The 12,162-nt window shown below is 71.6% G+C and carries 8 protein-coding genes; 4 read left to right on the top strand and 4 right to left on the bottom strand.

The annotated features are described in order from the left end of the window. Positions 1-234: 234 nt before the first annotated feature. The gene (locus ACFYRY_RS34965; RefSeq protein WP_389155019.1) at positions 235-870 is read right to left on the bottom strand and encodes a TetR/AcrR family transcriptional regulator; all 636 of its coding nucleotides are present in this window, start codon (positions 868-870) and stop codon (positions 235-237) included. A gap of 234 nt (positions 871-1,104) precedes the next feature. On the opposite strand from ACFYRY_RS34965, the gene ACFYRY_RS34960 reads away from it, so the two are divergent. Genes ACFYRY_RS34960 through atzF form a run of 4 tightly spaced genes read left to right on the top strand, consistent with a single transcriptional unit; the run spans position 1,105 to position 7,779 of the window. Beyond that, on the top strand, positions 1,105-1,929 hold the full coding sequence (locus tag ACFYRY_RS34960; protein ID WP_389155016.1) for an urea amidolyase associated protein UAAP1: 825 nt from the start codon (positions 1,105-1,107) through the stop codon (positions 1,927-1,929). Further along, positions 1,926-2,579, top strand: a complete 654-nt coding sequence (locus ACFYRY_RS34955) for an urea amidolyase associated protein UAAP2 (RefSeq protein WP_389155013.1) — start codon at positions 1,926-1,928, stop codon at positions 2,577-2,579. Before ACFYRY_RS34960 ends, ACFYRY_RS34955 begins: the two co-directional genes overlap by 4 nt. Continuing rightward, the gene (locus ACFYRY_RS34950; protein ID WP_389155010.1) at positions 2,576-6,109 is read left to right on the top strand and encodes a 5-oxoprolinase/urea amidolyase family protein; all 3,534 of its coding nucleotides are present in this window, start codon (positions 2,576-2,578) and stop codon (positions 6,107-6,109) included. The genes ACFYRY_RS34955 and ACFYRY_RS34950 overlap by 4 nt, the downstream gene beginning before the upstream one ends. A 14-nt stretch (positions 6,110-6,123) precedes the next feature. Next, the gene (gene atzF, locus ACFYRY_RS34945) at positions 6,124-7,779 is read left to right on the top strand and encodes an allophanate hydrolase (RefSeq protein WP_389155007.1); all 1,656 of its coding nucleotides are present in this window, start codon (positions 6,124-6,126) and stop codon (positions 7,777-7,779) included. Positions 7,780-7,869: 90 nt separating this feature from the next. On the opposite strand, the gene ACFYRY_RS34940 is transcribed toward atzF, so the two are convergent. The 3 genes from ACFYRY_RS34940 to tatA all read right to left on the bottom strand — a co-directional run bounded on the left by ACFYRY_RS34940 (position 7,870) and on the right by tatA (position 12,137). After that, positions 7,870-10,677 carry a DEAD/DEAH box helicase gene (locus ACFYRY_RS34940; RefSeq protein ID WP_389155004.1) on the bottom strand — a complete coding sequence of 936 codons (2,808 nt, stop codon included), beginning with the start codon at positions 10,675-10,677 and terminating at the stop codon, positions 7,870-7,872. A 183-nt stretch (positions 10,678-10,860) separates the two neighbouring features. Next, a complete protein-coding gene (tatC, locus tag ACFYRY_RS34935) occupies positions 10,861-11,757 on the bottom strand; it encodes a twin-arginine translocase subunit TatC (protein WP_389155599.1) in 897 nt (298 codons plus the stop codon). Positions 11,758-11,849: 92 nt separating this feature from the next. Next, positions 11,850-12,137: a Sec-independent protein translocase subunit TatA gene (gene tatA, locus ACFYRY_RS34930; RefSeq protein WP_389155001.1), complete on the bottom strand. Its 288-nt coding sequence runs from the start codon at positions 12,135-12,137 to the stop codon at positions 11,850-11,852. Between the last annotated feature and the right edge of the window lie 25 nt (positions 12,138-12,162).

The following is a 12,162-nucleotide window of genomic DNA, read 5'->3' as shown; positions in this document are numbered from 1 at the left end:
TTGGGAACAAGCGCACGATTACACCGCAACTCGGTGCGCTGCGAGCGAGCTTAGTCCGACCGGATCATCGTCGTGTCATATTCATCGAGCACCTGAAACGGGGCGCGCGAGGGGAGTACGCTCGAACCCATTTGCACGCTGCGATTGCATTCACACACGGTGCGTCACGACGTACAGGCGTACGGAAACACTCACCGTGACGAGTGACGTGTCCGTGAGCCGCGGCTCGCCGGCTCAGACCCCGACGATGCGCAGGGCCGCGTCCGCCGTCGCCTCCGCGAACACCGAGACGGGCCGCTCCGGGTCGGAGCGGTGGACCAGGATGACGCCCTCGATCAGTCCGAACACCAGGTCCGTGCGGAGGTCGAGCGCGTCCTCGGCGAGCGCGCCGCCGGCCGCCGTCGCGGCGATCAACTGCCGGTAGGCATCCTTGAGTTCGGCGCGCACGGCATGGAAACCGGCGAACCGTTCGGCACGCACCTCGGGCAGCAGATACAGGCCGCCGAGGTTGTGCGGCCCCCCGCAGAGCACGTCCACGTCCCCCCGGCACAGCTCCCACAGCCGGTCCTCGGCCGGAACGGAGGTGTCGGCGAGGAGCTCGCGGGCGACGGCCAGCGAGGGCGCGACCGTGGACTCCAGGAGCCGGGCGAGCAGCTCCTCCTTGCCGGAGACGTAGTGGTACATGGACGCCTGACGCATGCCGGCGCGCTCGGCGACGGCCCGGGTGGAGGTGGCCCCGTAGCCGAGGGTGGTGAACAACTCCGCGGCGGCCGCGAGGAGTTCCGCACGCGGCTCCAGCCCACTGTCCGGCCGCTGCGCGGCTCGCGGCCGGCCCACCCGTCGGCCCCGTTGTGCACCCGCTGTCGCCATACGCCGATCCTCGCACACCACCACGCGAGGGCCCCTTGCGAGAGTCCCGCCTGCCCCGCGACGCCCTACGACCCAAGACGGGACTCTCGCACAGGCCCTAGGCGATCTTCGTGAGCGCCCGGTAACCGAGCGGCAACGCGGCGGCAACGCCGGGGACGCGCCTCGCGCCTAATTTCTGTCGAGCGACAGAAATAGGGCCAGGCACCACAAGCCCCCTCAGCCGGAGGTCCCGCGATGGCGACACAGACCACTTACGGAGCCCGAGACCACGCGCGTGCCCAGGAGGGCACCCGCACCGAGGCGATGCCCGTCGTCCCGGCCGGGGACTGGCCGTCCCCACCCGGCGAGGCCGGTCCCCTGGTGTGGGCCGAGACCGTCGCGGGCGGCAACTACACGCACCGGGTCCTGGCCCGGGGCACCGAGCTGCGGCTGACCGACCTGCGCGGCGACGCCTGCGCCCACCTGCTGCTGTACGCCGCCGACCGGCCCTGGGAGCGGCTGAACGTCGCCGACACGGTGAAGGTCCAGTGGAACGCCTACCTGGGCGAGGGCCAGCTGCTGCTGTCCGACCAGGGCCGGGTCCTCGCCTCGGTTCGCGCCGACACCTCCGGCCGGCACGACGCGCTGTGCGGCACCTCCACACTCGTCCGCAACACCGGGCGGTACGGCGACGGCACCCCGCAGGGCCCCTCTCCCGCGGGCCGCGAGCTGTTCAAGCTGGCGGCCGCCAAGAACGGCCTGGAGCCCCGCGACCTGCCACCGTCGCTCTCCTTCTTCCAGGGCGTGCGGGTACGCGAGGACGGCACCCTCGACTTCACCGGTTCGGCCGGCCCGGGCGCGAGCGTGACCCTGCGCGCCGAGCAGGACGTCACCGTACTGATCGCGAACGTGCCGCATCCGGCCGATCCGCGCCCCGAGTACGTCAGCACCCCGCTGGAGGTGCTCGCCTGGCGCGCCGAGCCGACCGGGCCGGGCGATCCCTTGTGGGACGCCGGTCCCGAGGGACGTCGCGCCTTCCTCAACACCACCGATTTCCTCGCCGCGAGGGGGCTCGCATGAGCACGCACACGCACCCGCATCCCGACCCGCGCCCGCGGCTGACAGCACGCACCGCCGTCGTCGCGGCGCGCGCCGCGTGGTCGTCCGTCATCCGCGCCGGTGAGACGCTCACCATCACCGACCTGCACGGCAACCAGGCCGTCGACTTCCTCGTCTACGACGCGCACGACACCTCGGTCCGCTACAGCGCGCCCGACACCATCCACGCCCAGGGCGGCATCTTCCTGACCTCCGGCAGCGTGCTGATGTCCAACGAACACACCCCGCTGATGACGGTGGTCGCCGACCAGGTGGGCCGCCACGACACGGTCGGCGGCGCCTGCTCCAAGGAGTCGAACACCCTGCGCTACGGCCACCACACCTGGTCGCAGCACGCCTGCGTGGACAACTTCCTCGCCGAAGGTGCCAGGTACGGGCTCGGCAAGCGCGACCTTGTCTCCAACATCAACTGGTACATGAACGTGCCGGTCGAGACGGACGGCACGCTCGGCATCGTGGACGGCATCTCGGCGCCGGGACTGGCCCTGACCCTGCGCGCCGAACGGGACGTCCTGGTGCTGGTGTCCAACTGCCCCCAGATCAACAACCCCTGCAACGGCTTCGAACCGACGGCCGTGGAGATGACGATCACCGAGGCGGGCACGGCATGACCTTCGAGACGCTGCTGGTCGCCAACCGGGGAGAGATAGCGGTCCGCATCCTGCGCACGGCCCGCGAACTCGGCCTGCGCACGGTCGCCGTGTACTCCGACCCGGACCGCGGCGCGCCCCACGTCCGGCTCGCCGACGAGGCGGTGCGGCTCGGTCCGGCGCCCGCGAAGGAGTCGTACCTCGACGCCGACCTGGTGCTGCGGGCGGCCAAGGACACCGGGGCGGGCGCGATCCACCCGGGCTACGGATTCCTGTCCGAGGACGCGTCCTTCGCGCGCCGCTGTGAGGACGCCGGGATCGTGTTCGTCGGCCCGACGCCGGAGCAGTTGGACCTGTTCGGCGCCAAGCACACGGCCCGGGCCGCCGCCGAGGCCGCCGGGGTGCCGCTCGCTCCCGGCACCGGGCTCCTTGGCTCGCTCGACGAGGCCCTCGACCGGGCCGCGGTCATCGGCTACCCCGTGATGCTCAAGGCGACCGGCGGGGGCGGCGGCATCGGCATGTCGGCCTGCCGCTCCGCCGGCGAACTCGCCGACGCCTGGGAGCGGGTGCAGCGCGTCGCCGCCGCCTCCTTCTCGTCCGCCGGGGTCTTCCTGGAACGCCTCGTCGAGCACGCCCGCCATGTCGAGGTGCAGGTCTTCGGCGACGGCGACGGCAAGGTGGTCACCTTCGGCGACCGCGACTGCTCCCTCCAGCGCCGCAACCAGAAGGTCCTGGAGGAGGCCCCGGCCCCAGGGCTGCCGTCGCACATCCGCGAACGACTCGCCGTGTCCGCCCGCGACCTGTGCGCGTCGATCGGCTACCGCTCCGCCGGAACCGTCGAGTTCGTCTACGACGCCGCCCGCGAGGAGGCGTACTTCCTGGAGGTCAACACCCGACTCCAGGTCGAGCACCCGGTCACCGAGGAGATCTACGGCGTCGATCTGGTCGCCTGGATGCTCCGCCTGGCACGCGGCGAGAAGGACGTCGTGCGCGAGCCGGGCCCGCCCCGCGGCCACGCCGTCGAGGCCCGCCTCTACGCCGAGGACCCGTCCCGTGAACACCGTCCCGGGGCCGGTCTGCTGACCCGGGTGGAGTTCCCACCGGGCGTCCGCGTCGACGGCTGGGTGGAGACGGGCACCGAGGTGACGACGTCGTACGATCCGATGCTCGCCAAGGTCATCGCGTACGGCCCCGACCGGGCGCACGCGGTGCGGCGACTGGGCGAGGCACTGGCCCGCACCCGCGTGGACGGCATCGAGACGAACCTGGGCCTGGTCCGGGCGGCACTCACGGACCCGGACTTCCGCGAGGCCACCCACTCCACGGCGACCCTCGCCGGGGTGAGCGACCCGACCCCGCGCATCGAGGTCGTCTCCGGCGGCACCCTGACCACCGTGCAGGACTGGCCCGGCCGCACCGGCTACTGGCAGGTCGGCGTTCCGCCGTGCGGTCCGATGGACGAGCGGTCCTTCCGGCTCGGCAACCGGGCCCTCGGCAATGACGAGGGGGCGCCCGGACTCGAATGCACCCTCCAGGGACCGGTGTTGAGGTTCACCCACCCCACCACCGTGTGTGTGACGGGCGCGCCCGCCGCGGTCACCGTGGACGGTGCGCCGGTCGCGCGGTGGGAGCCTCTGACGGTGCCCGCGGGGGCCGCACTCGAGGTCGGCGCGCCCCTCGAACACGGCCTGCGGACCTATGTGCTGTTCGCCGGGGGTCTCGACGTACCCGCCTTCCTCGGCAGCGCGAGCACCTTCACCCTGGGCCGCTTCGGCGGACACGGCGGCCGGGCACTGCGCACGGGTGACGTCCTGCACGCCGGGGCGGTGACCACGGGCGCCGACCAGACGCCCGAGGCCGGCCCGGTGCCCCTCGAAGACCGCCCGGACTTCACCGCCGTATGGCAGGTGGGCGCCGTCGAGGGCCCGCACGCCGCGCCGGAGTTCTTCACCGAGGACGACATCCACGACTTCTACGCCGCCGACTGGAAGGTCCACTTCAACTCGGCCCGTACCGGTGTCCGCCTGGTCGGCCCGAAGCCGCGCTGGGCCCGCGCCGACGGCGGCGAGGCGGGCCTGCACCCGTCCAACATCCACGACACCCCCTACTCCGTCGGCGCCGTCGACTACACGGGCGACATGCCGGTGCTGCTCGGCCCGGACGGCCCGTCGCTCGGCGGCTTCGTCTGTCCGGCGACGGTGCTCAGCACCGAGCGCTGGAAGCTGGGCCAGCTGCGCCCGGGCGACACGGTGCGTTTCGTGCCGGTGGACGTGTCGGGCGGACCCCGCGCGGCCATCGTGGACGGCGGCATCCTGGCCCGGGACGGCGATGTGACCTACCGCCGCAGCGGCGACGACAACCTGCTCGTCGAGTTCGGCCCGATGCAGCTCGACCTGGCCCTGCGGATGCGGGTCCACGCGCTGATGGAGAGCGTGGCCGCGCGGGGCCCGGAGGGGATCACCGACCTCACCCCGGGCATCCGCTCACTCCAGATCCAGGCCGACCCACGGCGTCTGCCGCAGCACGAACTCCTCGCCGCGGTACGGGAGATCACCGCCTCCCTCCCGCCGAGCGACGAACTCGTCGTCCCCTCCCGCACCGTCCACCTTCCCCTGTCCTGGGACGACCCGGCGACCCGCGAGGCGATCGCCCGCTACATGGCGGGCGTCCGCGACGACGCGCCCTGGTGCCCGTGGAACATCGAGTTCATCCGCCGGGTGAACGGCCTGGAGTCTGTGGACGACGTGTACCGCACGGTCTTCGACGCCGAGTACCTCGTACTGGGCCTGGGCGACGTGTATCTGGGCGCCCCCGTGGCCACCCCGCTGGATCCCCGCCACCGCCTGGTGACCACCAAGTACAACCCGGCACGCACCTGGACGGCGGAGAACTCCGTCGGCATCGGCGGGGCGTATCTGTGCGTCTACGGCATGGAGGGCCCCGGCGGTTACCAGTTCGTGGGCCGGACCACCCAGGTCTGGTCGGGCTGGCAGCAGCGCGGCGCGTTCGAGCCGGGTTCGCCCTGGCTGCTGCGCTTCTTCGACCGGATCAAGTGGTATCCGGTCGACGCCGACGAACTGCTCGACCTGCGCGCCGACATCACCTCGGGCCGCTTCGTGCCCCGCGTCGAGGAGGGCACCTTCTCCCTGGCCGAGTACCAGGCGTTCCTGGCCGCCGACGCCGAATCCATCGCCGAGTTCAGGTCCCGGCAGCAGACCGCGTTCGCCGCGGAGCGGGACGCGTGGCAGGCGGCGGGCGAGTTCACCCGGGCGCAGGCGGCCGCCGCACCGGCCGCCGCCCCGGCCGAGGTCACCGTCCCGCCCGGCGGGCGGCTCGTCGAGGCCGAGTTCGCGGCGTCCGTCTGGCAGCTGAACGTCGAGCCCGGCGACGAGGTGACGGCCGGTCAGCCACTGCTCGCCTTGGAGGCGATGAAGATGGAGTCCCGGGTGCACGCGCCGATGGACGGGGTGGTGGCCGAGGTCCTGGCCCGGCCCGGGGACCAGGTGGAGGCGGGGACGGCACTGGTCGTCCTGGTCGCGGCCGCGAACTGACGGAGGAACCAGGAATGTCCAGCACTCTCTCGCGCGTCCGCGCCGCCTACGCCCGCGTCGAGGCCGTGGACCGGCCCGAGATATGGATCGACCTGCGCCCACGGGCTGAGGTCGAGGCGGAGGCCCGCAGGCTCGACGAGCTCGTCGCCGCCGGCGAACCACGTCCCCTCGCCGGCCGCCTGTTCGCCGTCAAGGGGAACATCGACGTGGCCGGCCTGCCCACGACCGCGGGCTGCCCGTCGTACGCCTACCGGCCCGAGGCCGACGCGCCGGTCGTCGCCCGCCTGCGCGCGGCGGGCGCCATCGTCCTGGGCACCACGAACCTGGACCAGTTCGCGACCGGGCTGGTCGGTACCCGCTCCCCGCACGGCGCGGTACGTGCAGCGCACGACCCGGCCAGGATCAGCGGCGGCTCCAGCTCCGGCTCGGCCGTCGCGGTGGCCCTCGGCATCGTCGACCTCGCGTTGGGCACCGACACCGCGGGCTCGGGCCGTGTCCCGGCCGCCTTCAACGGCATCGTCGGCCTCAAGCCGACCCGGGGCCTGGTCCCGACCGCCGGCGTGGTCCCGGCCTGCGCCTCCCTGGACTGCGTGACGGTCTTCGCCCGCACCCTCCCCGAGGCCGAGCAGGCCCTGGCCCACATGGCGTCCCCGCCCAGCCGCGACCTCCCCCCGCTCCCCCAGCGGACCCCGGGCCCCTGGCGGGTCGCCGTCCCGGCGCGGGCGCAGCTCGGCGAGCTGGACGAGGGCTGGGCGCAGGCCTACGAGGCGGCGGTGGACCAGCTCGTCGCCGCGGGCGCGTCGGTGCGGGAGATCGACCTGAGTCCCTTCACCGAGGCCGCGGCGATGCTGTACGAGGGCGCGTTCGTCGCCGAGCGCTACGCGGCCGTAGGTGACTTTGTCGACAAAGCGCTGGCCGGGAACGACACGTCCCTGGACCCCACCGTCGCCGGCATCATCACCCGGGCCCGCGACATCCCGGCCCACCAGCTGTACACCGACACCGACCGCCTCGCCGCCCTGCGCGGCCGTGCCCTGGCCGCGCTCGCCGACGCGGACGCCCTGCTGCTGCCCACCGCCCCCGGCCACCCCACCCTCGCCGAGGTGGCCGCCGACCCGCTGGGCGCCAACGCCCGCCTGGGCCGCTTCACCAACTCCACCAACCTGTTCGACCTGGCGGCGGTGGCCGTACCGGCGGGCGAGGTGAACGGTCTGCCCTTCGGCGTGATGCTGATCGGCCGAGCGTTCACCGACGAACGCCTGGCGCGCCTCGCACGGCTGCTCCAGCCGGAGACCCGGCTGGCGGTGGTGGGCGCCCACCTCACGGGCCAGCCCCTCAACACCCAACTCCTGTCGCTCGGCGCCCGCCTGGACCGTACGACGACGACCGCTGCGGCCTATCGCCTGCACGCCTTGCGAACGACGCCACCGAAGCCGGGCCTGGTACATGTCGGCGAGGGCGGCACGGCGATCGAGACGGAGATCTGGCACCTCCCGGCGGAGGGACTCGGCCGCCTGCTGGCCGCACTCCCCCGCCCGATGGCCCTCGGCAGCGTGGAACTGGCCGACGGCACCAGCGTGCCGGGATTCCTGTGCGAGCCGGGCGCCCTGACGGACGCGGAGGACATCTCTCGGTACGGCAGCTGGCGTTCCTATCTCGACGAACGCTGAGCCGAGCCACCCGGGCGGCGGGGCCGCATCAATGTGCGGCTCCGCCGCGTGGGCGCGACCGGGCCACGGGCACCACCCGCCCGCCGACGGCTACCCCACCGACGAGTAGGCCACGACCCCCCGCAGCAGCCCCTCCACCGCCTTACGCGCGGCCTTCGCCACGGTGGACCCCTCGGAGGCCGCCGCCGCGGAGATCTGCCCCAGCACGTCGATCACCTGCTTGCACCACCGCACAAAGTCCCCCGCCGGCATCTCCGCCTCACGCAGCACCTCGTCGAGGCCCTTCCCGGACGCCCACATGTACGCGGCCCAGGCGAAGCCGAGATCGGGCTCGCGCTGCCCCACGCCCTCGCTCTGGGTGATCCGGAACTCCTCCTCCATGGCGTCCAGGCGCCCCCAGATCCGCACCATCTCCCCGAGCGCGGCCTTGGCCTTGCCCGACGGCAGCTTCGGCGCCATCGCGTCGTCACCGGCCCGCGACTCGTACACCAGCGCCGAGACACACGCGGCGAGTTCGGCCGGGCCGAGGCCCTCCCACACACCCGCGCGCAGGCATTCGCTGCACAACAGGTCGAGCTCGCCGTACAGCCGGGCGAGCCGCTTGCCGTGCTCGGTGACCTCGTCACCGCGCAGGTAGTCCAGCTCGGTCAGCAACGCGACGATACGGTCGAACGTCCGGGCGATGGTGTTCGTACGACCCTCGATGCGCCGCTCCAGCTGTGAGGTGTCCCGCAGCAGTCGGTGGTAGCGCTCGGCCCAACGGGCGTGGTCCTCACGATCGTTGCAGCCGTGGCAGGGGTGCGCCCGGATCTCGGTACGCAGCCGGGCGATCTGCCGGTCGTCGGCGGCCTGGGCGCGCTTCTTGCGGGCCCGCTCCGGCGGGATGTGCCCGGCCTTCGTACGCAGCGCCGAGGCGAGGTCCCTACGGGACTGCGGTGAGCGCGGGTTGAAGGACTTCGGGATCCGCATTCGCTCCAGCGGCTCCACGGGCACCGGGAAGTCCATCGACGCGAGCCGCTTGACCTGCCGCTCGGCGGTCAGCACCAGCGGGCGCGGGCCGTCGTGGTGCTCGAAACCCCGGTGGCCGTTGGACCGTCCGGCCGACAGCCCGGGGTCCAGCACCAGCGCCAGGCCCGCGTACTTGCCGGTCGGGACATGGATGACGTCACCCGGCTTCAGCTTCTCCAGCGCGACGGCGGCCTCGGCGCGCCGCTCGCTGGCTCCCTGCTTCGCCAGCTCGGTCTCACGGTCCTTGAGTTCGCGACGCAGTCGCGCGTACTCCTCGAAGTCACCGAGGTGGCAGGTCATGGAGTCCTTGTAGCCCTCCAGCCCCTCCTCGTTGCGCTGCACCTGCCGGGAGATCCCGACGACCGACTTGTCGGCCTGGAACTGCGCGAAGGACGTCTCCAGGAGCTCACGCGAGCGGTGCCGGCCGAACTGCTCGACCAGGTTGACCGCCATGTTGTACGACGGCTTGAAGCTGGAGCGCAGCGGATAGGTGCGGGTGCCGGCCAGTCCCGCCAGGTGGTCGGGGCTCGACCCGCGCTGCCACAGCACCACCGCGTGGCCCTCGATGTCGATGCCACGCCGGCCCGCACGCCCCGTCAACTGCGTGTACTCGCCCGGTGTGATGTCGGCGTGCTGCTCGCCGTTCCACTTGACGAGCTTCTCCAACACCACCGACCGCGCGGGCATGTTGATGCCCAGCGCGAGTGTCTCGGTCGCGAACACGGCCTTCACCAGGCCGCGCAGGAACAGCTCCTCCACGACTTCCTTGAAGGTCGGCAGCATGCCCGCGTGGTGGGCCGCGATACCGCGCTCCAGGCCTTCCAGCCACTCGTAGTACCCGAGGACGTGCAGGTCCTCGGTGGGGATGGAGGCCGTGCGCTCCTCGACCAGGGCACGCACCTTCTCCCGCGCCTCGTCGTCGTTGAGCCGAAGACCCGCGTACAGGCACTGCTGTACGGCGGCCTCGCAGGCGGCGCGGCTGAAGATGAACGTGATGGCGGGCAGCAGGCCCTCCGCGTCCAGCCGTTCGATCACCTCGGGACGGCTCGGTGTCCAGACCCGCGAACGCTGTCGGCGCTCGCGCTCCCGGTCGGCCTCGCGCATGGCGCGGCCCCGCCTGCGGTCCTGGTACGACGGACGCTGCGCCTCCATGCGGGCCAGCCGCGTGAGGTCGGGGTTGACGGCCTTCTTCTGGCCCTCACCCTCCTCGAACAGGTCGTACATCCGCCGCCCGGCGAGCACATGCTGGAACAGCGGCACGGGCCGGTGTTCGGAGACGATCACCTCGGTGTCACCGCGGACCGTGTCGAGCCAGTCGCCGAACTCCTCGGCGTTCGACACGGTGGCCGACAGCGAGACGAGGGTGACCGACTCGGGGAGGTGGATGATCACTTCCTCCCATACGGCGCCGCGGAAGCGGTCGGAGAGGTAGTGCACCTCGTCCATCACCACGTATCCGAGGCCGATCAGGGTCTGTGAGCCTGCGTACAGCATGTTGCGCAGTACCTCGGTGGTCATCACGACCACCGGGGCGTCGGAGTTGACGCTGTTGTCGCCGGTGAGCAGGCCCACCTTGTCCGCGCCGTATCGGCGGCAGAGGTCGGCGTACTTCTGGTTCGACAGCGCCTTGATGGGTGTCGTGTAGAAGCACTTCTTGCCCTGCTGGAGGGCGAGGTGGACGGCGAACTCGCCGACGATCGTCTTGCCGGATCCGGTGGGCGCGGCCACCAGGACGCCCTTGCCCGCTTCGAGCGCCTGACAGGCCTCGATCTGGAAGGGGTCGAGGCCGAAGTCGTACATCTCGCGGAAGTCGGCGAGCGCGGTGGCCTGCTCCACAGCATGCCTACGGGCTGCCGCGTACCGCTCGGCCGGTGAGAGGTCCTCTGTCATCGTGCTTTCGAGCGTACCGGGCGCCACTGACAACGGACGATCATTATCCGGATCCGGATCCGGCAGCCAACCGCGTGACGGCGACGTACCACCTCAACGACAACGCCGTGGCCATCCGCAACGGCCCGCTGTTCTCCCCGGCCGTGCCGGTCCCACCCGTGGTGAACAGCGGTGCGGTCCGGCTCAGGTGACGTCGTCGTAGCCGTTGACCACGGAGGTGCCCTCGCTCGCGCTCGCCTGGTGGGGCAGGGCCTTGGAGGCGGACACGGATTCGACCTCGCCGACGGCCTCCGGCGTGAGGTCGAGAGGCGATGCCTCGTCGTCGTCCAGTTCGGCGTCGGGATCGGCGCGCCTGCGCCGCCGGTCGTTCAGCAGGGAGATTCCGACCGCGATGAAGTAAAGGATCACTATCGGTCCGGCGAGCGCGATCATGCCGAAGGGATCGGTGGTCGGGGTCGCCACGGCGCCGAAGATGAAGACGCCCATGACCACACCACGCCACCATCCGGCCATCCGGCGACCGGTCACCATGCCGCTGAAGTTGAGCATGACGAGCAGCAGGGGCAGCTCGAAGGCGGCGCCGAAGACAAGGATCATCCTGACGATGAAGTCCAGGATCTTGTCCATCGGGAGGATGTTCGCCGAGCCGTCGGGCGTGATCCCGAGGAGCACGCGCATGCTGATCGGCAGGACGCTGTAGGCAAGGGCGGCTCCGCCCAGGAAGAGCGGCACGGCCGCGGACACGAACCAGTACGTGTACTTGCGCTCATGTTTGTGCAGTCCTGGCGCGACGAACGCCCAGAGCTGGTAGAGCCAGACCGGACTCGAGATGATGATGCCCGCCATGAAGCACACCTTCACCGTGGTGGTGAAGGGTGACAGCAGGTCGGTGTACGCGATGACCGCGCAGGTACCGCCCGTGGACTCGCCCAGTCCGCTGGTGCAGCGCGGGACGGGGTCCATCAGGAAGTTCATCAGCTCCTGGCTGTAGAAGGCGACCACCACGGACACCACCGTGATCGCCAACATGCCCTTCGCGAGCCGGTTGCGGAGCTCACGAAGGTGCTCCGCGAGGGGCATCCGCCCCTCCGGGTCCTTCTCCTTCTTGCGGGCAGGCTTCAGCAACCCACGTTCCCATCTCGTGCGGCGGGCCGGAGGTCACCGGCCCTGCGTCAGCGCTTGGCGGTGTCCGTCGGCTCGGTGACCGGGCGCGAGCTGGTCACGTCGCCGGGGGATGCCTGGATGGTGCGCTGAACCGGGGGCTGCTGGTCGTCGTTCGGCGGGGCCGCGGCCGTGGACGTGTTGTCCTGGCCCTCGGACTTCATCGCCTTGGCCTCGCTCTTCAGGATGCGGGCGGACTTGCCCAGCGACCGAGCCATGTCCGGAAGCTTCTTCGCTCCGAACAGCAGGATGACGATGACGAGGATGAGAATGATCTCTGTGGGGCCGAGCCTACCCATAGCTTTTACCTTCTTCACCGAGGCG

The organism is Streptomyces sp. NPDC005263 (assembly GCF_042872365.1).
GTDB lineage: Bacteria > Actinomycetota > Actinomycetes > Streptomycetales > Streptomycetaceae > Streptomyces.
The sequence above is the reverse complement of the archived record's forward strand: the minus strand, read 5'-3'. Positions and strand labels throughout refer to the sequence as shown.